Here is a 22,493-nt window from a genome sequence, read left to right on the forward strand (position 1 = left end):
CGACCAGGACCGGCGCGCAGGTGTGCGCCACGAACCGAATCTTGACCGAGATGCCGAACCAAGGAGTCCCGTGACAGCCCCGTCAGCCCCCCGCCGCCCCGGCGCCGACGCCCTCGCCCGCATCGGTCACGCCACACCGGACGACAACCCCGCGGACTCCTCCCCGCACGCGTTCCCCGACGGCGGCACCTGGCGCACCGAGGTGCCCTCGGTGGAGGGGCCGGAGGCGCTCGCCGTCGTGCTCAAGGAGAGCTCGCGCCTCGACGTCCCGATCCACCGCGTCAGCCAGGGCAGCGGCATCTGGATGCTCACCGACGCCGACATCACCGAGATGGTGGAGTCCTGCGCGGAACGCGACATCGAGCTCTGCCTGTTCACCGGACCGCGCGGCACCTGGGACACCGGTGCGGCCACCCGCACCGACTCGGGCGGCGCGGGGCTCCGCGCCCGCGGCCACGACGCCCTGGCCGGATGTGTCGAAGACGCCCTGCGGGCATCGGCGCTGGGGGTCAGGTGCCTGCTGGTCGCCGACGAGGGCGTGCTGTGGACGCTGCACCGGCTGCGCGCCGACGGCCTGCTGCCCGCCGACACCACCCTCAAGGTGTCCGCGCTGATCGGCCCGGTCAATCCGGCTTCGTACGCCGTGTACGAGAGGCTCGGGGCGGACTCCGTCAACATCCCCTCCGACCTCGCGCTCGCCCACTTCACCGAGATCCGCCGGGTCAGCCGCGCCCCCATGGACCTCTACGTGGAGGCGCCCGACGACCTCGGGGGCTACATCCGGATGTACGAGGCGGCGGAGCTGATCCGGCGCGGCGCGCCGCTCTACCTGAAGTTCGGGCTTTCGAACTCCCCCGGCATCTACCCGTACGGCGCCCAGTTGCGCGACACCGCGCTGGCCGGCGCCCGTGAGCGCGTACGCCGGGGGCGCCTCGTACTCGATCTGCTCGCCCGGCACGGCGCGGACGGCGGGATGTCGCCGCTCGGCTCCCGGCTGCCCGGGGCTCTGCACCGGTTCCCCGTCACCGCTCCCGGGAAGGACTGACCCGAAGGGGCCGTCGGGGAACGGCACATCGCCGAGCACACGACTGGGCGCACCACTGGGCACACCGCTGAAGCCCCCTGCCGGATCAGGTCCCGGCAGGGGGCTTCGGACCGCGTCGGGCCGGGTGTCAGCCGGTCTTGACGCGCATGAAGGTGACGGAGTGCGCGGGGAAGGTGTACGTGAAGGTGTCGTCGACCCCGCGGAGAGTGGAGCTGCGGGGCCTGATCGGCCGGTCGGTGGAGGTGTTGACCGCGTCCGGGGCGCCCTGGAGCGTGGTCAGCCGCGCCGTGGCCGCCACGTCGGCGTGGCGGCCGAGGTCGATCTTCGTACGGGCGGGGGCGTCCTGGGCGTTGACGACCTTGACGATGAGCTCGCCGGTGGCCTTGTCGCGGGTGACGACCTGGCGGAAGGGCTCGGCGGCCTTGTCGTCGGTGAAGCCGCCCCACTCCTTCCCGTCCAGGAAGAGGGTCACCTGCCGGCCGCGCACCTTGACCTCGATGTCGTACGTACGGCCGCTCTCGACGGTCGTACCGCGCTCGATGAGGGTCTGCTTGGCGCCGCCCGCGGCCTTCTCCACGACGGAGCGGGTGTTGCCCCAGCCGCCGAGGTTCCACCAGTAGTAGTTGCCGGTGTCCTTGACGCCGAAGGCGACGAGGAAGCCCTCCTTGCCGGACTTCTTCGTGGCCTTCAGCTTCAGGTCGTAGTCGTGCCAGGCGGAATCGCCCGCCGTGACGAGGGTGTTCTCGGCGGCTGCGTCGGACTGGACGTACGCCCCGTCCTGGACGGACCAGGAGCCGGTGCCGGCCGCCTTCGTCCAGCGGCTGTCACCACCGGAGAAGTCGTCGGCGAACAGGCTCGCGCCGTCCGCCGAGGTGACCCGCACGTCGTCGTACGCGGCGGCGGTCGCCCAGGTGGAGAGGCCGACGGCGCCGGTGATCGGGCCGCTGACGGCGGGGGTGCCGGACGCGCGGCTCGGTACCACCTCGTCACCGACGTTGTTCATGAAGAGCTTCTGCGTCTCGTAGCTGGCGCTGCCCCACGAGGCGGTGTTGTCGAACCAGATCATGTTCGGCCGCCACTGCGCGTCGTTGGTGTCGGCGAGGAGCGGGGCGTACGAGGCGAGCTTGACGACGTCCGCGTTGCGTTCGAGGCCGGTCATGTAGGCGGCTTCGGCGAGGGCGTTGGAGAAGCGGTTGTCCAGGGACGCGTACTCGCCGAGGAAGACCTTGGGGCCCTTGCGGTCGTAGGCGTCGTAGCGGTCGTTGTTCTCCAGGAACCACTGCGGGCTGTTGTAGTAGTGCTCGTCGATCATGGCGACATCGGCGTCGCGGCCCAGCTGCCAGGCGCGGTCGAAGGTGGTGCCGCTGTCGTCGGGGCCGGAGTTGCTGATGACGGTGATGTCCGGGTACTTCGCCTCGATGGCCTTGCGGAACTCGGTGAAGCGCGCGAAGAACTCGTCGGGGAGGTTCTCCTCGTTGCCGACCTCCAGGTGGGTCAGGCCGAAGGGCCTGGGGTGGCCCATCCGCGCCCGCTTCTTGCCCCACGGTGAGGTCACGGGGCCGTTGGCGAACTCGATGAGGTCGAGCGTGTCCTGGATGTGGCGCCGGAGCAGCGCGGGGTCGTCGGTCGCCTTGTTCTCGCCGCAGCCGGTGACGAGGGCGGGGACGACGGGCAGGGCCATCGCGCCGATGTCCTCGGCGTACTGGAAGTACTCGTAGTAGCCGAGGCCGTAGGTCTGGTTGTAGCCCCAGAAGTTGGCGTTCACCGCCCGCTCCTCGACCGGGCCGACGGTGTCCTTCCATTGGTAGGACCGCTTGCGCTCGAAGTCCGGTGCCTCGTACGCCTCGTGGCTGCCGGTGTTGACCAGACAGCCGCCGGGGAAGCGCAGGAAGCCCGGCTTCAGGGCGGCTATCTTCTCGGCGAGGTCCTTGCGCAGGCCGTTCGGCCGGCCCTTGTAGGTGTCGCGGGGGAAGAGCGAGACCATGTCGAGCCGTACGGTGCCGCTGCCACCGGCGGTGACGGCGAGCCGGCCGGCGTCGCCGGTCGTGCGGGCGGTGAGTGTTCCGGTGTACTTGGTCCAGCGGTCGCCGCGCGCCGTGATGCGCAGGGGCTTCGCCAGCTGGGCCGATCCGTCGCGCAGTTCGACGCTGAGCGGCGTGCCGCCCGCCCGGTCGGTGCGCGCCCACACCGAGAAGTCGTACTTCTTGCCGGCCTGCACCGCGATCCCCGCGTTGTAGCCGGAGTTCGCGATGCCGAAGCGGCCGCCGCCGTCGCCGTTGAGGTCGAGCCGCAGGTAGCGCCGGTTGCGTTCGTTCAGGCGCCCGCCGTCGTCCACGACGCGCGCCGTGCCGGTCGCCGCACCGCTCGCGGTCTCGCTCCAGGCGGTCATCGGGGTGTACGCGCGGTTGTCGACGGGGTCGTACTCGAAGGAGCGGTTCTGCACGAGTTCGGCGTACAGGCCGCCGTCGGCGGCGTGGTTGATGTCCTCGTAGAACACGCCGTACATCGAGTCGTCGATCGTGGGCCCGGTACCGGTCGGGTCGACCTCGATCGAGTAGTCGGCCGCTTCCGCCGCGGCCGGGGCTTCGGTGGGTGCGACGACGAGTGCGGCCGTCAGACCGGTGAGGACGGCCGCGACGGCGAGACCGCGTCCGGACCTTCTCGGACCTTGCATCTGGGCTCCTGGTGTTTCGTTCGAAATATCGGACATTGACCACAATCCCGAACGAGAACATAGGCAGGTGCCCGCAGAAGGTCAACTCCCCTGCATCAGGAAGAAATTCTTCGCGGCGGATTACGCGCGGCGCCGGAGGCCGATCTCCGCGTCCGCGGGGTAGCTCTGGGTCCAGTGGCGCCCGGCGTCCGACGTCCACGTGACGTGGACGGTGTCGCCGTCGCTCCTGACGCGGTCCACCGTGAGCGCGCGCTCCCCGCCGCGTACGTCACCGCGGCGCAGCTCGCCGGCCCTGACGGTCGGGTACGTGTCCTCGGCCTGCGCCTCCGCCGCTTCGGCCGCCCGCACAAGCGCCGCGGCCAGCTCCCGGGCCTGCGCGGGAGTGGCCACCAGGGGGACGTACGCGCTGCCCCGCGCACCGATGTGGACCTGCCCCGCCTCCGCGTCCACGGACGGCCCCGGGGCGACCTCGACGAGGGCCGCCGGTCCGTCCGGGGTGGTGTGCATGCGGATGTCGGGCATGTTTCTCTCCTCAGGCGTGCGCGCCCACCGTGACCGTGCCGATGGGTGCTTGGGGAACGCCCTCCATGATCCCCCGGTTACCGGTTACCGGTAACCGGTAACCGGCTTCCGGTCCCCTGCCACGGCTCCAGGTCCTTGGTCTCGCGGATCGCGGATCGCGGGGCGCTCCCCGTCTCCCGGCCGCTACCAGTCGCCGTCGGCCACCGGCTTGCCCGGCGCGTCACCGAGCGGCTTCACCTGGTGGGGCGACGGCTGCTGCCACGGAGTGTGGTCCTCGCCCAGCCACTCCCCGACCGGCTTCACGTCGCCCAGGGTGTCCGTGGCCGCCAGGTCCTCGCCGTCGGCGTCGTAGTAGTCGAACCAGGGCAGGCCCGCCCGGGTGTACGCGGCCCGGTCCACGGGGGACGGCGGAGGCTCTTCGCCGGTGATGCGCCGCCAGTCCGGGGGCGCCACCAGGTGGACGAAGACCCGGCCCGACGGCTCGTCGGCCCAGTCGGAGGCGGGCCGGTCGTCCGTGCAGACCTCCTGGCGCATGGAGCCGCCCACGCCCAGCCCCATCGCCGCCGCCCGGGGCCGGGGCGCACCGCCCGGCCTGCTGCCGGGCCCGGCGGACATCAGGGCCGGGCCCGGTGTGACGGCCCCCGGGGCCGCCGCGCCGAACACGGCCGTCAGGCCGGGGGCCTCCGCCAGGGCCGACTGCTCCGCCGCCCGCCTCTGCTCCTCCGCCCGCCTCTGCTCGTCCCGCCAGGCCGCCAGCGGGCCGCCCTTGAGCGGCCACGCCTGCAGTTGCAGCCCGCCCCACTTCTCCTCACCGGTGACCTGGCCCTCCACGGTCGCGCCCGTCCCCAGCGGCACCGCGACGAACTGCCGCACCGTGCCCCTCCCGGAGTTGATCCCGTCGAGCCACGGCTGGCGCGGCAGCACCAGGTAGTTCTGCGGATTCCGGGACAACCTGCCGCTCCACTGCCTCCCCGAGACCGCGCACACCTTCCCCACCCCCACCTGGAGGGCGCCCGGCTCCGCGGTCCCGGCGAAACTCAGCCACATCGCCTCCCGCAGGTACACGGGCAGCATGACGCCGCCCCTGGCCGACCACTCCCGGGGCACCGTGCCGGCGTAGTCCTCGACTCTGCGCAACGGGAAGTCGCCCAGGCCCGGCGGCAGCGGGTGCGTCCCCTTCTCGGGCAGGCGCAGCGTACGTACGAAACGCACCCGTACCCCGCCCGGCAGCAGCAGGCCGTCCCCGTCGATCCGTACCGTCGCACCGGTCACCGGCGCACTCCCCTCACCTCGTACCGCTGATCGCTTCCCCCCGCCCGCTACCACGAGTGCGCCGTACCGTCCGGTTCCGGCTGGGGGCCACGTGTGGACCGGGACGCCCCGCGTGCCGCCTGAACTGCGACGACGCCCGCTCCGAGGGCCACTGTCAGTGGTCGGGTGCACACTGGCCCCGTACCTGAGACAACGGCGTCCTGGAGGTATCGGCCATGTCCGACGTACTGCTCACCGTGGGAACACGAAAAGGGCTCTTCATCGGTCGCAGGCGCGGCGGCGGATGGGAGTTCGACGGGCCGCACTTCAACGCGCAGGCGGTGTACTCGCTGGCTGTCGACACCCGCGGCGCGGTGCCCAGGCTGCTCGCCGGCGGGGACAGCGCGCACTGGGGCCCCTCGGTCTTCCACTCCGACGACCTGGGCGCGACCTGGGTCGAACCGAAGCGGCCGGCCGTGAAGTTCCCGGAGTTCACCGGTGCGTCCCTGGAGCGGGTCTGGCAGCTGCGTCCGGCGGGACCCGAGGCGCCCGACGTGGTGTACGCGGGCACGGAGCCGGCCGCGCTGTTCCGGTCCGAGGACCGCGGCGAGTCCTTCGAGCTCGTACGGCCGCTGTGGGAGCATCCGACGCGCTCGCAGTGGGTGCCGGGCGGTGGCGGCGAAGGGCTGCACACGGTCGTCACCGATCCGCGTGACACCCGGGCCGTGACGGTCGCGGTGTCCACGGCCGGGGTGTTCCGCACGCTGGACGGCGGGGCGAGCTGGGCGCCCTCCAACAAGGGGGTGTCGGCGGTCTTCCTGCCCGACCCCGACCCCGAGTTCGGCCAGTGCGTACACAAGATCGCCCAGGACGCGGCCGACCCGGACCGGCTGTACCTGCAGAACCACTGGGGGGTGTTCCGCAGCGACGACGCCGGGGCCAACTGGTCCGACATCGGGGCGGGGCTGCCCTCGACGTTCGGCTTCGCCGTCGCGGCGCATCCGCACCGCGCGGACACGGCGTACCTCTTCCCCATCACCGCGGACTCCGACCGGGTGCCCGCCGGCAACAGGTGCCGGGTCTACCGGACCGGGGACGCGGGCAGGAGCTGGGAGCCGCTGTCGGCCGGCCTGCCGCAGGAGCCGCATTACGGAACGGTGCTGCGCGACGCGCTCTGCACGGACGACGCCGACCCGGCGGGGGTGTACTTCGGCAATCGCAACGGCGAGCTCTTCGCGAGCGCGGACGACGGGGACAGCTGGCAACTGCTCGCCTCCCACCTGCCGGACGTGCTGTGCGTACGGGCCGCGGTCATCGGCTGACCGACGCGGGCCGGCCGGGAGAGCCGGGCGTCACAGGTCCAGGACGAGGCGGGGGCAGGCGGCGCGCGAGACGCAGAGGAACATGGTGTCGTGCGCTCCCTGCTCGGCGGGGGTGAGCAGGGAGTCGCGGTGGTCCACGGTCCCGTCGAGGACGGCGGTCTCGCAGGTGCCGCAGGTGCCCTCCCGGCACGAGGACAGCACCTGCGCGCCGGCTTCCTCGACCGCTTGGAGGACGGTCTTGTCCGGCGGAACGGCCACCGTGATGCCGCTCCGGGCCAGTTCGACCTCGAAGGACTCGTCCGGGGTGTGCGGGCCGTCCGGGCCGAGGCCCCTGGGCGTGAACCGCTCGATGCGCAGGGCGCCGGGCGGCCGGTCGGAGCAGCGCTCCTCGACGGCCTTCAGCAGCCCTTCGGGGCCGCAGCAGTAGACCAGTGTGTCCGGCCGGGGGTCGGCCAGCAGCCCGTCCAGGTCCAGCACGCCGCGTTCGTCCTGGGGGCGTACGGACACCCGCTCTCCGTACACCGCCTCCAGGTGCTCCCGGAAGGCCATGGTGCGGCGGCTGCGGCCGCCGTAGGCCAACTGCCAGTCGGCTCCCCGCCGGTGCGCCTCGGCGACCATGGGCAGGATCGGGGTGATGCCGATGCCGCCCGCGACGAACAGGTAACGGGGAGACGGTTCCAGGGCGAAGTGGTTGCGCGGTCCGCGCACCCGTACCCCGGCCCCCTCGTGGAGGTGCTCGTGGACCCACGCGGAACCGCCCCGGCTGTCCGGCGCGTACCGGACCGCGACATGCCACCGGGAGCGGTCGGCCGGGTCCGAGCACAGCGAGTACTGCCGTACCAGGCCGGACCCGAGCAGCAGGTCGATGTGGGCGCCGGGGCTCCACTCGGGCAGCGGGGATCCGGCGGGGTGGGTGAGCGTCAGCAGCGTGACGCCCTCCGCGAGAGGCTCCTTGCGCGCCAGGGTCAGGTCGACTTCGGTCCCGGCCGAAGCGCGCGGAGGGGGCACGGCGGTCACAGTTCCTCCTTCACAGTTCTTCCCTCACCGTTCTTCTCTTCTCCGGCCTCGGCCGCCGTGCGCGGGCGGTGGTCCTCGGGATGGCCCAGCAGCCAGTCCCACAGCTCCACCGGATCCTCGAACTCCCGCTCCGCACCGCAGTGGCAGACGGCCGACAGCCGGTCGGTGCCCAGCACCCAGTGGATGCGGAAGACGCCTTCGCCCGTCAGCACGGCGGGGAGCGCCGCGTTCGCCGGGCCGTTCACCGGGCCGCCGCCAGGCGGGCGAGGATCCGGCGGGCTGCGAGACCACCGGTGTCGATGTTGATGCTCAGTTCCTGGTAGCCGGCCTGCTCGGTGTCCAGGGACTTCTGCAGCACGTTGAGGGCCACGACGTCCTGCATGACCACCGTGCGGTTGTTGGTGTGCAGGAATTCGGTGACGTCCTGGTCGTCGAGGGCGAAGTCGCGGGCCACGGCCCAGAAGTCGTACGTGGTCCTCTCCGTCGACGGGGTGATGCCGTAGACGACCTCCACGTGGAACGCGTGCGGGTCGGTGCCGTCCGGATTCGGGCCGGGGGCGCCGACGGGGGCGATGCGCGAGTGGAGGAGGTAGAGACAAGGGGCGTGGTACTCGACGTCCTGCCAGCGGGTGATCCGGCCCTCGATGCCCGTGGACTTCGCGTAGAACGGCGGGCATTCGGCGTCGTCCATGTGGCGGCTGACGCAGACGATGCCGGCCGTGTCGTCGACCTCGGTGGTGATGGGCGTCTCGGCGATCTCGGGGGTGCCGATGTAACCGCCGTGCAGGTACGTCTCGTGGGAGAGGTCCATGAGGTTGTCGACCAGCAGACCGTAGTCGCCGTCGATCGGCTCCATGCCCGACACGACGGTGTAGTCGGGCGAGTCCAGCCACGGGGCGCGGGGCGGCAGGGCGTCCCCCGGCTCGCGGTCGCCGATCCACACCCACACGAAGGAGTCCTGCTCGACCACCGGGTAGGTCTTCAGCCGGGCGGTGCGCGGGATGCGCTGCTGGCCGGGCACGGAGACGCAGCCGCCGTCCGTGCCGTAGGTGAAGCCGTGGTACCCGCACACCACCCGGTCGCCGTCCAGCCGGCTCGGCGCCTGCGAGAGCGGGAAGCGCCGGTGCACACAGCGCTCGGACATCGCCACCGCCCGGCCGTCCTCGGTGCGGTAGAGCAGGACCGGCTCCCCGAGCACGGTGCGTCCGAGCAGTTCGCGCCCGACCTCGCGGCCGTAGGCGGCGACGTACCACTGATCGCGTACGAAAGCAGTCATGATCGTCTCCCTGGGGTGTGGGGTTCAGTGCGCGGTGCCGGTGGCCGGGGCCGCGGCGGGTCCCGTGTCCGGCGCCGCGGCGGGGCGCATCAGCAGGAGGAGGGCCGCGGTGGCGACGAAGATCACGCCGACGGACAGGTAGAGGCTCTCCGGGGTCCAGCCGCTGTCGAGGAGGCCGCCCGCGACGGTCGGGGCGAGGATCGCGCCGATGCGGCCGACCGCGAGGGCGCTGCCGAGTCCGGTCGCCCGGATGCCCGTGCCGTACGTCGCCGGGGTGAGGGCGTACAGGCCCGCCACGGAGCCGTTGGCGAACAGGCCGATCACGGCACCGAGGGCGAAGGCCGCCCCCAGCGAGGAGGTCGAGGCGATGAAGGCCGACAGCATCACGGCCGTGGTGATCAGGTAGACCATGAGTACGGAGCGGAGCGCGAAGCGGGCGGCGAGCGCCCCGAGTCCGGCCGCACCGAAGATGCCGCCGAGGTTGAGCAGGGTCCCGCCGGTGAGGCCCTGGGTGCCGGACAGGCCGGCCTCGACCAGCAGGGTCGGCGTCCAGCTGGTCACGAAGTAGAAGCCGGCCATGACGAGGAAGAACGCGGACCACAGCAGCAGCGTCGAGCGGCGCAGCGCGGGCGAGAGCAGCTCCCGGAACCCGGCCCCGATCCCGGACGGTACGGCGGTGGGCCCGGGCAGGCTCTCCAGCGGCGGTTGCCCCATGCGCCGGGCCAGGACGTTGATCCGCTCCAGGGCGCGCTCGGGCCTGCGGGAGACCAGGAAGTCCACGGATTCCGGCAGGAGGAAGAAGGCCAGCGGGACGGCGGCGGCGGTGGCCAGGCCACCGGCCAGGAAGACCGAGCGCCAGCCGGACCCCTCGATCATGGAGACCGCGAGCAGCCCGCCGACGGTGGCGCCGACCGCGTAGCCGGTGGAGTTGAGGCTGACGGCGAGCCCGCGCCAGCGGCGGGAGGCGTACTCACCGGCGATGACGTTGCTGCCGGCCAGGACGCCGCCGATGCCGACCCCGGTGAGCACGCGCAGCGCTCCGAGCTGGACGGGCGACTGGCTGACCGAGGAGAGCAGCATCCCGGCGGCGGCCACCACCAGGCAGCCGAGGATGACCGGCCGGCGGCCGATCCGGTCGGCCCACGGGGCGACGCACATCGCGCCCAGGGCCATGCCGACGAGGCCCGCGCTGAGCAGCAACCCCAGTTGGGAGGGGCTGAGTTCCCACTCCGCCGACACGGCTTTGCCGGTGAAGGCCATGACGAGGACGTCGAAGCCGTCGAGCGTGTTGAGCAGTACGCACACCGTGATCGCGCCCCACTGGAAGCGGCTCATCGGCCCCTCGTCGAGGGCGGCGCGCAGGGAGTCCGTCCCCGGGCTCGGTGAAGGGGAAGAGCGTGGCAGAACCATGGCAGCACTCCGTCGTCGACTGCGTGGTGGTCGTCGGCCCCCTCCGCACGCTCCGCCCACCGGGCAGGTGCGGTTCCGGCGGGCCGGAGCCCGGGCGTCGACCGGTGCGGACCATCGTGCGGCCCGCCGGGCCGGGTCACCAGGGGCCTTTCCGGATGCCGGGAAACATCTGCGAAACGTTCGCCGCGGAGCGGTTCGGGCCCGCGGTACGGCTCAGGCTTCCGGCGCGGCTCAGGCCGCCGGCGCGACCATGGCGCGGGAGATCGCGCGGGCGCTGGTGCAGACCAGCCGGGCCAGCGCGTGCGGGGAGGTGCTGCCGTGGCGTACCACCAGCGAGACCGCGGCGATCACCGCGCCGTCGCTGCCGTGCACCGGAGCGGCGACCGACAGGGCGTCCAGGGTGACCTGGCGGTCGCTGACCACGCAGCCGTTGGTCCGCGCCTCGGCCAGCATGCGCCGCAGCTCACGCGGATCGGTGACCGTGCACGGCGTGAAGCGCTCGAAGGGACCGGCGAGCACCTGGTCCTGCACCTCGGCGGGGGCGTGCGCGAGCAGCACCAGCCCGACGCCGGTGGCCGTGAGGGCGAAACGCCCGCCCACGCGCGTCAGTACGGGCACCGCGCCGGTGCCCGCGATGCGCTCGACGAAGACGAGTTCGGCCCCCTCGCGCACCGCGAGCTGGACGTTCTCGCGGGTGATCCGCGAGAGGTCCTCCAAGAACGGGAGCGCCCGCTCCCGCAGCCCCTGGCCGCGCGGCGCCAGCGAGCCGACCTCCCACAGCCGCAGGCCGACGCGGTAGCAGCCGTCGCGGCCGCGCTCCAGCGCCCCCCAGGTCATCAGCTCCCCCAGCATCCGGTGCACGGTCGACACCGGCAGCCCGGACCGCCGGGACAGCTCGCTCAACGTCATCTCCGGGCAGTCCGCGCTGAACGCCCCGAGGATCTGCAGCGCGCGGCCCAGCACGGGCCCGGTGCCCGACTCGGAACCACGGCGGGGCGCCGCGGGCCGCGCCGTCCGGAACTCCGGCGAAACGGGGCTCTGCGGCAGAGTGTCCGTACGGCCCCGGCCCCGGCCGTGCGCACGGGGCGCCCCCGGCGACGGTTCGCGCCCGTCCTGCCCGGATTCCCGTACGAGCGAGTGTTCCACCGGCGCTCCCGCTGCTTGCCGTTCGCTGCGCCCCCGCCCGGGGCGGATCACCTGACGGCCGACTTCGCCGCCGTGCCGGTCAGTGTGCAGCAAGGCCGCACTCGCGTCGAGCCCCGCACGCCCCTACGGAACGCGGGTCCCGGTCCCGGCGGAGCCCCGACCGCTCGTACGCCGGGCGCTGTCCTACGGAAGCCGCCAGTCCACCGGCTGGGCCCCCTGACCGACCAGGAGTTCGTTGGTGCGGCTGAAGGGTCGCGAACCGAAGAAACCGCGGTCCGCCGACATGGGAGAGGGATGGGCGGACTCGATCGCCGGCAAGCCGTCGAGGAACGGCCGCAGATTACGGGCGTCACGTCCCCACAGCACGGAGACCAGCGGCTTGCCACGGGCCACCAGAGCGCGGATGGCCTGCTCGGTCACTTCCTCCCAGCCCTTGCCGCGATGGGCCGCGGGCTTGCGGGGTGCCGTGGTGAGCGCCCGGTTGAGCAGCAGCACGCCCTGACGCGTCCAGGGCGTCAGATCACCGTTGGAGGGCCGGGGCAGTCCGAGGTCCGTGTGCAGCTCCCTGAAGATGTTCTCCAGGGAACCGGGCACAGGGGAGACGTCCGGCGCGACCGCGAAGCTCAGCCCGATGGCCATTCCCGGGGTCGGGTACGGGTCCTGCCCCACGATCAGGACACGAACGTCGTCGAAGGGCTGCTGGAAGGCGCGCAGGACATGTGCTCCGGCCGGCAGGTAGGTACGGCCGGCCGCGATTTCCGCACGCAGGAAATCGCCCATCGCGGCGATGCGCCCGGCGACGGGGTGCAACGCCTCCGCCCATCCGGGCTCGACAAGTTCGTTCAACGGTAGTGCTGCCACGGAACGTCACTCTACTGGCGCACGGGACGCGCTCCCGCACCCAGCGGCACGCACTCCAGCGGTACGCGCCCGGTGCGGCAACTGCGGCCCGAGCGAAGGCCGGCGGCCCCGCCCCGGCCCCCTCGGCGCCGGGGCCGGCACCGACGGCCGACCGGCCCGGGAGCACAGGGCCCAGGAGTACAGGGCCCGGGATAGGCTGCCGCCGTCACTGCCTCTTCTTCCTGTTCTTCCTGGAGACGGTTCATGGGCGTCACGCAGGCGTTCGCCGGAAAGCAGCGGTGCCCGTCGCGCCCGGCGGTCGAGCCGCCCGGCTTCCGTCATCGGCGCGGCCCGGCCCCCTCGTTCGGGAAGCGGCATCCTCGACTCGCCTGTCCGGCACCGGCGTCGGCCTCCTCCGCAGCGCCCGAAGCGCGGCCGGCGGACCGGTGGCTGCCGTGACCCCGTGGGTACTGGGGGTCGACTCCGGCGGATCGGGGCTGCGGGTGGCGCTCGCGAACGTCTCGGACGCCGGGGCCGCCGGGAGCACGGAGACCGCCGTGTCGCGTGAGCCCGTACGGACGGGCCCCGCCGGAATCGACGCGGTGCACCTGCTGGACCAGCTGCTGCCCATGGCGCGCGCCCTCCTCGACGCCGCCGGGGGCGGCGCCGCGTCCCCCGTCACGATCGGTGCCGTCGCGGTCGGCGCCGCCGGAATGGCGACCCTCGGCGGCGATCTGCGCGCCCGGCTGCCCGGAGCGCTGGAGAGCGCGCTGGGGGTACGGCGTCTCGCGCTGGCCGCCGACGCCGTCACGGCGTACGTCGGGGCGCTCGGCCTGCGGCCGGGTGCGGTGGTCGCGGCCGGAACCGGGCTGATCGCGCTCGGTACGGACCTGTCCGCCTGGCGCAGGGCCGACGGCTGGGGGCATCTGCTCGGCGACTGCGGCAGCGGGGCCTGGATCGGCCGGGCCGGACTCGAAGCGGCGATGCGCGCCCACGACGGGCGGCGCGGCGGCTCCCCCGCCCTGCTGGCCCGCGTGGAAGCGGTGTTCGGGCCCGCGCCCGAACTGCCCGGCCTGCTCTACCCGCGCACCGACCGGCCCGCCGTGCTCGCCTCGTTCGCGCCGGAAGTGGCCCACTGCGCCGCCGCGGACCCCGCCGACCCCGTCGCCGCGGACATCCTGCGGGAGGCGGCCGGGCACATCGCCGACGCCGCCGCCGCCGTCTGCCCGCCGTCCGGGGAGTGCGACGTCGCGTTCACCGGCGGCCTGTTCAGGACGGGCGACGCGCTGCTCGTACCCCTGCGGGCCGCTCTCGCCGAGCGACTGCCGCAGGCGCGTACCGTCCCGGCCGCGGGAGACCCGCTGGCCGGAGCCGTGCGCCTCGCCGCTTCGCTCGCCGCGGACGGCCTTCGGCTGCCGGTCGACGGGCGTCTGCTGCACGTACCGACAGAGCAGGCTATCCGAACTCAAAACGACTCACGGGATAAACCGGTACAGACACCGCTCGAACGCCCCCTCCCCGAACAGGATGCCACCCGAACGCAGTAGCATGCGGCGCCATGAGCTCCCCCACTGGGCCCGCATCCGGCCTGCCTGTACGAATGCCGCGCCCCCGCCAGCCCGGACGGCACCGCCGGCCGGAACCCGTGGTGGCGCCCGAGGGCGCGCCCGCGTTCGTCCTCGCCGTCCCCGGCACCCCGGGCAGCGCGTCGCGCGGCCTGGCGGAGGAAGTCGTCAGTATCGCCCGTTCCGAGCTGCCCGGCCTCGACGCCAGGATCGGCTACCTCGACGGCGACGACGACGAGTACCCCACGCTTGAGAGCGTCCTCGCGCGCACCGCCGCCGAGCGCACCGCCCGCTACGAGCAGGCCCTCGCCGCGGGCCGCGAGGCGGCCGAGCCGCAGGGGCCGGCCGCCGTGGTGGTGCCGCTCCTCGCGGGCCCCGAGAGCGCCCTGATGCGCCGCATACGGCAGGCCGTCATGGACAGCCGCACCGCCGTCGAGCTGACCGACGTCCTCGGCCCGCACCCGCTGCTCGCCGAGGCCCTGCACGTGCGCCTCTCCGAGACCGGTCTGGCCCGCGCCGACCGCGCCAGGCTGTTCACGGTCACCACCGCGGCCGACGGCATCATCCTGGCCACCGTGGGCGGCGACGAGGCCGTGCAGGCCGCCGGCATCACCGGCATGCTGCTGGCCGCGCGCCTCGCCGTACCGGTGATGGCGGCCGCGCTGGACGAGGAGGGTTCGGTCGCCGCCGTCGCGGAGCAGCTGCGCGGTTCCGGTTCGACCCAGCTCGCCCTGGCGCCGTACGTGATCGGCCCCGAGGTTCCCGACAGCCTCCTGGACGCGGCCGTCAAGGAGGCGGACTGCGCGACCGCCGAGCCGCTGGGCGCCTACCCGGCGATCGGCAAGCTCGCCCTGTCGCACTACACGACGGCTCTGGGCATCGCCCCGCAGCAGCTCGCGCAGGGCATGCCGGTGCACTGAGCGATCCGCTCCTGCCGCACGCCGACCGCGGTACGGAGCGCGGGAGAGCGGCCGAGGGCCCGCACCGGGTGACCGGTGCGGGCCCTCGGCCGTGTGCCGGCCGCGTGTGTCACAGCCGCTGTGTCAGCCGAAGACGACGCAGGAGGCCGCGGGCGCCTCGATGGAGCCCGCCCGGCGCGGGATGCCCGTCTCCTGGTCGATGTCGAACCAGGTGACGTCCCCCGACCGCTCGTTGGCGGCGTAGAGCCTGCTCCCCGAGGGGTCCAGGGCGAGGTCGCGCGGCCAGTGGCCGCCGCACTCCACCGCCGTCACGAACTCCGCCCGCGCCCCCGAGGCGTCGAGCGCGAGCACGGCGATGCTGTCGTGCCCGCGGTTGGCCACCCACAGGAAGCGCCCGTCGTGGGCGGCGACGACCTCGGAGGGGTACGTCGTCACGTCCGTGCCCGGCTCCACGACGGGGGTCTCGCCGAGCGGTACGAGCACTCCGGACTCGGCGTCCCAGCGGCAGACGGTGACGGCCGGCTCCAGCTCGCCCAGGACGTACGCGTGACCGCCGTCGGGGTGGAAGGCCAGGTGACGGGGTCCGGTGCCCGGCCGCAGCGCGGTCTCGGTGTGCACACGCAGCGTCCCGGGGGGCGCGGTGAGTTCGCAGATCCGTACGGAATCGGTGCCGAGGTCGACGCTGAGCACCCACCGCCCCGTGGGATCGGGCAGCACCTGGTGGGCGTGCGGCCCGCCCTGGCGGCCCTGGCGCGGGCCGCTGCCGCGGTGGTGCAGTACGCCGGTGGCCGCCTCCGGTGCGCCGTCCGCGCCGACGGGGAGCACCGTGACGCTGCCCGAGCCGTAGTTGGCGGTCACCAGGTGCCCGTCGGCGAGCGCGAGGTGGGTGGGGGCGGCGCCGCCCACGGCCACCGGCTCGCCGACCGGGATCGGGGCGCCGTCGCCGGTCACGTCGAACGCCGCGGCCGCCCCGTCCTCGGTCTCGCTCACGGCGTACAGGACCGTGCCGCCGGGAGCGAGTGCGAGGAACGACGGGTCGGAGACGGCGTCGGTCGCCCCCAGCACGGTCAGGGCGCCCGTCTCCCGGTCCACGGCGGCGGCGACGATCCCGCGTCCCCCTGCCGAGGTGAACGACCCTATGAACGCCCGCCCGGCCTCGTTGCTGCTGCTCACCGTGGAGCCCCTTTCCGCCAGTTGACCGCGCACAGCCGCAAGAGCCGTGACAGCTTTGATCACATCCTGCCGGGCAGACGCTAGCAGCCGGTCCGGGCGCCTAGGACGGGACGAGCGGTGCGCGCGGTGAGGTGCGCAGGGGCGTGGCGAGGTCGGCGAGCGCCCTCTCCAGTCCGTGCAGGTGGCGCAGCGCGGCCTCGGCGCCGGGGTGGTGGGCGACGGGGGTCCGGGCCCCGGGCGCCGGCGCGGCGGGAAGCCGGGCGCCGGGCGGCACCAGGGCCTCGACGGCGGCCTCCACGCGCCAGCAGGCCGCTGCCAGTCGGGCGTCGTGCGACGCCTGCGGGTCGGCCGCGACCGAGGCGAGCCCGCGCACCTCACGGGCGCAGTCGTCCAGCAGGGCCAGGATCCGGCGGGCGCGGGCCTTGCGGCCGCGCAGCGGGTTCAGGGGGTGGACGAGCGGGGCCAGGGAGAGCCTCACCCGGCCGAGCACCACCTCCAGCTCGGCGGCGAGCGGAGCCGGGTCGGCGTCCGGGTCGCCGGCCAGGCGGCGCGCGGCGGCGGTGGTGCAGCCGTGCACGCTGTGCACGGCGCGTTCGATCCAGGCGTTGGTCGCGGCGTGCGTCGTGACGGGCAGCACGAAGGCCACGGCCAGCACCGCCCCCACGGCGCCGACGCCGGTCTCCGCGAGACGCAGCGCGAGCAGGCCCGGCTCCAGCACCCCCAGCAGTCCGTACAGCAGGGCCACCATCAGCGTCACCGCGGTCATCATCCAGCTGTACGAGACCGGGGCGGTGTAGAAGATCCCGAAGACGCACACCGCCACGAGCGCGGCCGTGGGGGCCACCGCTCCGTGCAGCGGCAGGGCGAGGAAGAGACCGGCGGCGATGCCGGCGACCGTACCGAGGACGCGCCGGAAGCCGCGGATCAGGGTTTCGCCCCGCGAGGAGGTGTTCACGAAGATCCACCAGGCGGCGCCGACGGCCCAGTACCAGCGTCCCTCGGACAGGACCTGGCCCACCACGAGGGCGAACCCGCCCGCGACGACGACCTGGACCGCCTGGCGGGTGGTGATGCGGGCGAGGCCGGATCCGGCGGGCAGGGCCGGGGCGGCGACGGGCGGCGGCAGCCGCCGCTCGTAGCACCACAGGCCGAAACGGACGCCCGAGGAGGTGAGCAGCGCGAGGGCGACGGCGGAGTACAGGCCGGGCAGCTGTCCGGGCACCGTGTGCAGGAACTGCGCCACGAAGAAGGTCATGAAGGCGAAGACGCCCAGGGAGTGGCCCCGTGGTCCCCAGCGCCGGGCGTACACCCCGAGGCCGGCGACGGCCAGGAACGCCACGTCGCGCAGGACCGGTACGTCGTGCAGCCCTGCCGCCAGAGCGAGCACCGGGAAGCCGACGGCGGGCAGCAGGGCGGTGGTGACGACCTGGCCCCGGACCGTCGCGTCGGTGACCGTGAAGAGGGCGAGGAGCGCGGCGAGGCCGCCGGTGATGACCGCGGTGAGGGTGTGACCGGTGAGGCCGCACACGGCGACCGCCGGACCGATACCGAGGACGGACCGAGTGGCGCTGCGCAGCCGCAGCCACCCAGGGTCCGGCGCCACGAACATCCTCTTCAACACTGCTTTCCGCCCCGCCTTCGCCCGACATGAAAAAGGCGCCACGGAGTCCGCGGCGCCATCGACCTCCCCATCAGAACATCTGCGACCCCAGTGGCTCAAGTGATTCGCGAACGACTGGTCCATTGGCCCAGGGAAGCCCATCGATCACGGCCACGATGCGGGCCAACGGACCACGGCGCCGGAAGTGGACTCGGGGCGGGCGGGCCGGCCGGCCCGGCGGGGGGCCGATCGGCCGGTTCAGCCGGCGGCCGGCCAGGTGATCCATTCGGGCGGGACCGTCTCGTCCAGCCGCCGGACGTGGCGCGGGGTGAGCACGTCGCGGCCGAGCAGCCCCGCGGCCACCAGCCGCGCCACCTCGATCGCGCCCGGAGGCCGGAAGTGGGTGTTGTCCTGCTTGCCCCCCGGGGTAGTGGGGCGACTCGCCGGGACCGAGCCAGAGGAAGAAGTCCTTGGTGCGCTCGGGCCCGAGCACCTGCCACCGGGCGAGGCTCGCCGCCTGCGTGTCGACGAGCGCCACGCCCTCGGCGGCCGCGAGCGCGCGCATCGCCGCCGGGTACTCGCCGTGGGTGGGCAGGGCGCTGCCCCCGGCATCGAACCTGCGGCGCTCCACGGAGGTGAGGAGCACGGGCCGCGCCCCGCGGCCGCGCGCCTCCGTCACGTACCGCCTCAGGCAGTCCTGGTAGGTGGTCCAGGGGTCGGTGTGCCGGTCGTCGTCCTTCGCATCGTTGTGGCCGAACTGGATGAGGAGCCAGTCACCGGGGCGCAGCGCCCCGGACAGCGCGTCGAGACGCCCCTCCTCCACGAAGCTGCGCGAGCTGCGCCCGTTCACCGCGTGGTTGGCGACTGCGAGGTGCGGTGCGAGGAAGAACGGCAGGGCCATGCCCCAGCCGGTCTCGGGGGCCGCGTCCGACGTCTTCTGCGCGGCCGTCGAGTCGCCGGCGAGGTGGATCGTACGGCGGCGGGTGCGCCTGCCGTCTCCGCCGCCGGAACGGGTGAGAGCGCCCGCGGGTTCCGAGAGGGCCGGGGCCAGGGGCAGCGCGGCGACCGCCGCCACCAGGCGTCTGCGGGACAACTGCATGTCGGGGTGCCTTTCCGGGACCGGGTGGGGACTCTCGGGCCGGTGCGGCCTCTCCGGACGCTGCCGCTACCGCCGCTGTTGCCACCTCTGCTGTTACCGCTGCTGCTTCTGCTTCTGCTGCTGCTTCCACTCCGCCTGGGAGTCGTTGAGCAGGTCGGCCAGCGTGTCCGCGAACCGCTGGGCGGTGACCTCGCCGAGCAGCAGTTCCTGGAAGTCCAGTTCGGTGCCGGCCCTGCTGATGTGGCTCCAGTCCGGCAGGTGGTACGGAAGCTGGACGACCTTCGTCCGCGGGTCGTTCAGCGACCGCATGGCCGCCTTGACGGGCTCGACGCCGTCGATCCAGGTGTCGCCCATGGCGTCCTTGTTCGCGGGGATGGAGCCGGCCTCCTGGTTCCAGAGGCTGTTCATCTCGTGCGACGCGGCGAATTCGATGAACTTCCAGGCGGCCGCCTTGTTCTTGCCGCTCCTGAAGAGGCCGAGACCGTCGACGGGGCTGGAGACGACGGTGCGCGGACCGCCGTCGGTGGCCGGGGGCAGCGGGGACCCGTCGATCCGGTCCTTGCCGAACGCCTCCACATGATCGGTGTACGACCCGAGGTTGTGCTGGAGCATGCCGATCTCGCCCTGGCCGAACTGGGCGACCATCCCGGCGAAGTCGTTGTTCAGGTCGGCCGACGGCGTCACCTTCTCGTAGAGGGCGACGTACTTCTCCAGCGCCTTGACGTTCTCCGGGTGGTCGACGGTGGTCCGGTCGCCGTTCCAGAAGGTGTCGATGCCCGACTGCGCGTACATCATGTCGAGCGCCTGGGCCACCGATCCGGCGCCGCCGCGCAGGGTGAAGCCGAACTCGTTCCGGTCGGCGTCCGTGAGCCGCTCGGCGGCGCTGTAGAACTGGTCCCACGTGCCGGGCACCTCCAGGCCCGCCGCCCGGAACAGGTCGGTGCGGCACCAGAGGACGCCCTGATTCCCGGAGGTCGGCACGGAGTACAGCTCCTCGCCCCTGCCGCCGGCCGACGCGACGCTCTCGACCATGCTCTCCGAGAGCCTGCCCCGGAGGCCGCCGTCCTCGATCCGCCGGGTGACCGGGTCGAGCGCGTCCCGCGCCACCATGCCGGCCAGGTAGGACGTGCCGACACCGCCGACGTCGGGCAGGCCGCCGCCCGCGATGGCCGTGTCGTACTTCGACTGCACGTCCGTGATGGGGACCGGGACGTACGTGACGTCGATGGCCGGGTTCTCCTTCTCGAACGCGTCGATGATCTTCTGCCACACGGCCGTGCGGGCGCCGCCGTTGTTGTCCCAGAAGGTGATCGCGCCTGTGCCGGAACCCTCTTTCCCGCTGTTGTAGCCGCTGCCGTCGTCACCACAGGCCGTGGCCGCCACGGCGAGCGCCATCGCGGTCAGCGACGCCACGGCCGCCCTCCCCACCCTGTTGTGCTTCCTGTGCATGGGCGCTCTTTCGTATCTGGCGTATCGCGTCTCGTATATGACGTACGAAGTACGACGCGATGAAACTAGGGCCGCACTTGTGTTTCGTCAATGCTTCGCGCACGACAAGTCCCTTGTTCTTCCAGCGAGTTGGGGCCACGGAGAGCCAGGGGAAACAGTGGCTCAGCGCACTTCGTCCGTACTGGGCCATTGGTACAGTCGAGAGACGGACATCCGCATCAGGAGGAGATCGACCGGTCATGGCCGTGGACGAGCTCGACACCCGCATCCTGCGCCTGCTCATCGAGCAGCCGCGCACCAGCGTGCGCGAGTACGCCCGCCTCCTCGGCATCGCCCGCGGGACGCTCCAGGCCCGGCTCGACCGGCTGGAGCGCGAGGGCGTGATCACCGGCACGGGCCCGGCCCTGTCCCCCGCCGCGCTCGGCCACCCGGTGCTCGCCTTCGTGCACGTCGAGGTCACCCAGGGACACCTGGACGAGGTCGGCGACGCGCTGGCGGCCGTACCCGAGATCATCGAGGCGTTCTCCATCACCGGCGGCGGCGACCTGCTGACGCGGGTGGCGGCGCGCGACAACGGGCACCTGGAGGACGTGATCCAGCGGCTGATCCAGATTCCCGGCGTGGTGCGGACCCGGACCGAGGTGGCGCTGCGCGAGCGGGTGCCGCACCGGCTGCTTCCGCTGGTCGAGTCGGTGGGCAGGGCGGCCGCGAAGCAGCGGTGACCGGCTCGCGTACGGCGTGCGGACCGCCGCGCCCGTACGGACCGAGGGCCGCCCGGCGGGGCCGATCGCGGGCGACCCGGAGCGTCCGGGCGGCGCGACCGACCGGGACGCCGCCGACAGGGCCGCCCGCCTCCCCCAGCTGTGCGACGCCTTCGGCCCGCCCGGCGTCTCGCTGCGCGACTCCTCCGGCCTCATGGTCGGGCCGGACTCCGAACGGACGGCGGCCGTGGGGCACTTCTCACGGATCCTCGTCACCGGCGCCCCTCCGGGCGTGCCTGTGGTGTGCCTGATCCCGCGCGAGGCGTACGGGGACGGCGTGACGGCGGCGGGTGGCGCCCGTTCGTCGCCGCCTGGTGAGAGGAGGGTCACCGGCCCTTCGCACACCCCACCGTTCCCGCGCGGCGCACTTGATGCGAGCATGCCGTTCGACAGCATTCGCACAGTGAGGGAAACGGAGCACCATACGTGAAATCAGGGGGCATATCGGTCCGCCGGTGGGGGACGGCACTGGTCGCGTCGGCGGCGGCGTTCGCGGTGATCACACCTGCCACCGCGCAGGCGGCCACCGGTCCTTCCGTCACCGCGAAGGGCGCGTTCCTGCTCGACAGCAAGCCGAACAAGACGCTGTGGAGCAAGTCCGCCGACACCAAGCGGCAGATGGCCAGCACGACGAAGGTCATGACCGCCGTCGTGGTGCTGGAGACCCAGGGCGTCGACCTCAACAAGAAGATCACCGTCAAGCAGAGTTACCGCGACTACGTCGCGCGCAACGGCGCGAGCACGGCCGATCTGCGCACGGGCGACAAGCTGTCGGTCCGTCAGTTGCTGTACGGGCTGATGCTGCCGTCGGGCTGCGACGCCGCGTACGCCCTCGCCGACACGTTCGGCACGGGCAGCACCCAGGCGGCCCGCACGAAGTCTTTCATCTCCAAGATGAACAAGAAGGCTTCCGACCTGGGGATGCGCAACACCACGTACGACTCCTTCGACGGCATCTCGCGGGCCGGGAACAACCTGACCACGCCCCGGGACTCGGCCAAGCTGGCCCGGCGCGCCATCGGGAACTCGACCTTCGGGGCGGTCGTGAAGGCGACCAGCACGAAGCAGACGGCCACCAACGGCCGGGTCTACACCTGGTACAACACGAACCAGCTGCTCGGTTCGTACAGCGGCGCCATCGGCATCAAGACCGGTACGGGTTCCGTCGCGGGCCCCTGCCTGGTGTTCGCCGCCAAGCGGGGCGACCGCACGGTCGTGGGGGTCGTCCTGAACGACGCCAACCGTTACACGGACGCCAAGAAGATGCTGGACTGGGCGTTCAACACGCGCACGACGATGAAGCTGCGCACGCTCCCGGCGGGAGCCGAGCAGGACTAGTCGCACCTCGCACGCGGTGAGAGCGCCCCGGCCGGATCGTTTCCGGCCGGGGCGCTTTTGCCGTACCGGCAAGAATGTTTCCCGT

The 22,493-nt window shown here is 73.0% G+C and carries 19 protein-coding genes and 1 pseudogene; 7 read left to right on the plus strand and 13 right to left on the minus strand.

The features are described from left to right. The first annotated feature begins 70 nt into the window (after positions 1 to 70). Entirely contained in the window at positions 71 to 1,045 is a 975-nt protein-coding gene (locus ABD374_RS10185) for a hypothetical protein (protein WP_344493679.1), read from the plus strand. A gap of 127 nt (positions 1,046 to 1,172) precedes the next feature. Here the strand turns inward: ABD374_RS10185 and ABD374_RS10190 are convergent, their stop codons facing one another. The 3 genes from ABD374_RS10190 to ABD374_RS10200 form a co-directional block, all read right to left on the minus strand. Continuing rightward, the gene (locus ABD374_RS10190; protein WP_344493680.1) at positions 1,173 to 3,719 is read right to left on the minus strand and encodes an alpha-L-arabinofuranosidase C-terminal domain-containing protein; all 2,547 of its coding nucleotides are present in this window, start codon (positions 3,717 to 3,719) and stop codon (positions 1,173 to 1,175) included. 120 nt (positions 3,720 to 3,839) lie between these two features. Next, complete coding sequence (locus tag ABD374_RS10195) at positions 3,840 to 4,241, minus strand: hypothetical protein (RefSeq protein ID WP_344493681.1); 402 nt, start codon at positions 4,239 to 4,241, stop codon at positions 3,840 to 3,842. 183 nt (positions 4,242 to 4,424) lie between these two features. Beyond that, positions 4,425 to 5,513 (minus strand): hypothetical protein, encoded by a 1,089-nt coding sequence (locus ABD374_RS10200; RefSeq protein ID WP_344493683.1) that lies wholly within the window; start codon positions 5,511 to 5,513, stop codon positions 4,425 to 4,427. 215 nt (positions 5,514 to 5,728) lie between these two features. Between ABD374_RS10200 and ABD374_RS10205 the strand changes: the two genes are divergently transcribed. Then, positions 5,729 to 6,814, plus strand: coding sequence for a WD40/YVTN/BNR-like repeat-containing protein (locus ABD374_RS10205; RefSeq protein ID WP_344493685.1), 1,086 nt, complete (start codon positions 5,729 to 5,731; stop codon positions 6,812 to 6,814). A gap of 30 nt (positions 6,815 to 6,844) precedes the next feature. Here the strand turns inward: ABD374_RS10205 and ABD374_RS10210 are convergent, their stop codons facing one another. From ABD374_RS10210 to ABD374_RS10235, 6 genes are all read right to left on the minus strand, one after another. Next, entirely contained in the window at positions 6,845 to 7,831 is a 987-nt protein-coding gene (locus ABD374_RS10210; RefSeq protein WP_344493686.1) for a PDR/VanB family oxidoreductase, read from the minus strand. Continuing rightward, complete coding sequence (locus ABD374_RS10215; RefSeq protein ID WP_344493687.1) at positions 7,828 to 8,076, minus strand: hypothetical protein; 249 nt, start codon at positions 8,074 to 8,076, stop codon at positions 7,828 to 7,830. The genes ABD374_RS10210 and ABD374_RS10215 overlap by 4 nt, the downstream gene beginning before the upstream one ends. Beyond that, positions 8,073 to 9,107, minus strand: coding sequence for a Rieske 2Fe-2S domain-containing protein (locus ABD374_RS10220; protein ID WP_344493688.1), 1,035 nt, complete (start codon positions 9,105 to 9,107; stop codon positions 8,073 to 8,075). The genes ABD374_RS10215 and ABD374_RS10220 overlap by 4 nt, the downstream gene beginning before the upstream one ends. Before the next feature lie 24 nt (positions 9,108 to 9,131). Then, the gene (locus tag ABD374_RS10225) at positions 9,132 to 10,517 is read right to left on the minus strand and encodes an MFS transporter (RefSeq protein ID WP_344493689.1); all 1,386 of its coding nucleotides are present in this window, start codon (positions 10,515 to 10,517) and stop codon (positions 9,132 to 9,134) included. A gap of 231 nt (positions 10,518 to 10,748) precedes the next feature. Next, positions 10,749 to 11,663 carry an IclR family transcriptional regulator gene (locus tag ABD374_RS10230; protein WP_344493690.1) on the minus strand — a complete coding sequence of 305 codons (915 nt, stop codon included), beginning with the start codon at positions 11,661 to 11,663 and terminating at the stop codon, positions 10,749 to 10,751. Between the two features lie 183 nt (positions 11,664 to 11,846). Further along, complete coding sequence (locus ABD374_RS10235) at positions 11,847 to 12,524, minus strand: uracil-DNA glycosylase (RefSeq protein ID WP_344493691.1); 678 nt, start codon at positions 12,522 to 12,524, stop codon at positions 11,847 to 11,849. Positions 12,525 to 12,949: 425 nt separating this feature from the next. Here ABD374_RS10235 and ABD374_RS10240 point away from each other — a divergent pair, with 425 nt between their 5' ends. Both ABD374_RS10240 and ABD374_RS10245 read left to right on the plus strand, forming a co-directional pair. Next, positions 12,950 to 14,050 (plus strand): N-acetylglucosamine kinase, encoded by a 1,101-nt coding sequence (locus ABD374_RS10240; RefSeq protein ID WP_344493692.1) that lies wholly within the window; start codon positions 12,950 to 12,952, stop codon positions 14,048 to 14,050. Between the two features lie 11 nt (positions 14,051 to 14,061). Continuing rightward, the gene (locus ABD374_RS10245) at positions 14,062 to 14,988 is read left to right on the plus strand and encodes a sirohydrochlorin chelatase (RefSeq protein ID WP_344493694.1); all 927 of its coding nucleotides are present in this window, start codon (positions 14,062 to 14,064) and stop codon (positions 14,986 to 14,988) included. Between the two features lie 123 nt (positions 14,989 to 15,111). On the opposite strand, the gene ABD374_RS10250 is transcribed toward ABD374_RS10245, so the two are convergent. From ABD374_RS10250 to ABD374_RS10265, 4 genes and pseudogenes are all read right to left on the minus strand, one after another. Then, positions 15,112 to 16,161, minus strand: coding sequence for a lactonase family protein (locus ABD374_RS10250; RefSeq protein WP_344493695.1), 1,050 nt, complete (start codon positions 16,159 to 16,161; stop codon positions 15,112 to 15,114). A gap of 100 nt (positions 16,162 to 16,261) precedes the next feature. After that, complete coding sequence (locus ABD374_RS10255; protein WP_344493697.1) at positions 16,262 to 17,782, minus strand: FUSC family protein; 1,521 nt, start codon at positions 17,780 to 17,782, stop codon at positions 16,262 to 16,264. Between the two features lie 237 nt (positions 17,783 to 18,019). Next, a pseudogene (locus tag ABD374_RS10260) lies at positions 18,020 to 18,860 on the minus strand (rhamnogalacturonan acetylesterase). Between the two features lie 93 nt (positions 18,861 to 18,953). Then, positions 18,954 to 20,309 (minus strand): ABC transporter substrate-binding protein, encoded by a 1,356-nt coding sequence (locus ABD374_RS10265; protein ID WP_344493698.1) that lies wholly within the window; start codon positions 20,307 to 20,309, stop codon positions 18,954 to 18,956. Positions 20,310 to 20,548: 239 nt separating this feature from the next. Here ABD374_RS10265 and ABD374_RS10270 point away from each other — a divergent pair, with 239 nt between their 5' ends. The 3 genes from ABD374_RS10270 to ABD374_RS10280 are packed head-to-tail and all read left to right on the plus strand — an operon-like array spanning position 20,549 to position 22,408. Next, a complete protein-coding gene (locus ABD374_RS10270) occupies positions 20,549 to 21,031 on the plus strand; it encodes an Lrp/AsnC family transcriptional regulator (RefSeq protein WP_344493700.1) in 483 nt (160 codons plus the stop codon). Positions 21,032 to 21,047: 16 nt separating this feature from the next. After that, positions 21,048 to 21,500 (plus strand): carboxyl transferase domain-containing protein, encoded by a 453-nt coding sequence (locus tag ABD374_RS10275; RefSeq protein ID WP_344493702.1) that lies wholly within the window; start codon positions 21,048 to 21,050, stop codon positions 21,498 to 21,500. Beyond that, positions 21,497 to 22,408, plus strand: coding sequence for a D-alanyl-D-alanine carboxypeptidase family protein (locus ABD374_RS10280; RefSeq protein ID WP_425577178.1), 912 nt, complete (start codon positions 21,497 to 21,499; stop codon positions 22,406 to 22,408). Before ABD374_RS10275 ends, ABD374_RS10280 begins: the two co-directional genes overlap by 4 nt. Positions 22,409 to 22,493 lie beyond the last annotated feature (85 nt).

This window comes from Streptomyces enissocaesilis (assembly GCF_039533765.1).
GTDB lineage: Bacteria > Actinomycetota > Actinomycetes > Streptomycetales > Streptomycetaceae > Streptomyces > Streptomyces enissocaesilis.

Excerpts from the sequence above, each read along its gene's own strand:
- ABD374_RS10190 (WP_344493680.1), bottom strand. The coding sequence starts at position 3,719 with ATGCAAGGTCCGAGAAGGTCCGGACGCGGTCTCGCCGTCGCGGCCGTC.
- ABD374_RS10195 (WP_344493681.1), bottom strand. The coding sequence starts at position 4,241 with ATGCCCGACATCCGCATGCACACCACCCCGGACGGACCGGCGGCCCTC.
- ABD374_RS10205 (WP_344493685.1), top strand. The coding sequence starts at position 5,729 with ATGTCCGACGTACTGCTCACCGTGGGAACACGAAAAGGGCTCTTCATC.
- ABD374_RS10220 (WP_344493688.1), bottom strand. The coding sequence starts at position 9,107 with ATGACTGCTTTCGTACGCGATCAGTGGTACGTCGCCGCCTACGGCCGC.
- ABD374_RS10225 (WP_344493689.1), bottom strand. The coding sequence starts at position 10,517 with ATGGTTCTGCCACGCTCTTCCCCTTCACCGAGCCCGGGGACGGACTCC.
- ABD374_RS10245 (WP_344493694.1), top strand. The coding sequence starts at position 14,062 with ATGAGCTCCCCCACTGGGCCCGCATCCGGCCTGCCTGTACGAATGCCG.
- ABD374_RS10265 (WP_344493698.1), bottom strand. The coding sequence starts at position 20,309 with ATGCACAGGAAGCACAACAGGGTGGGGAGGGCGGCCGTGGCGTCGCTG.
- ABD374_RS10270 (WP_344493700.1), top strand. The coding sequence starts at position 20,549 with ATGGCCGTGGACGAGCTCGACACCCGCATCCTGCGCCTGCTCATCGAG.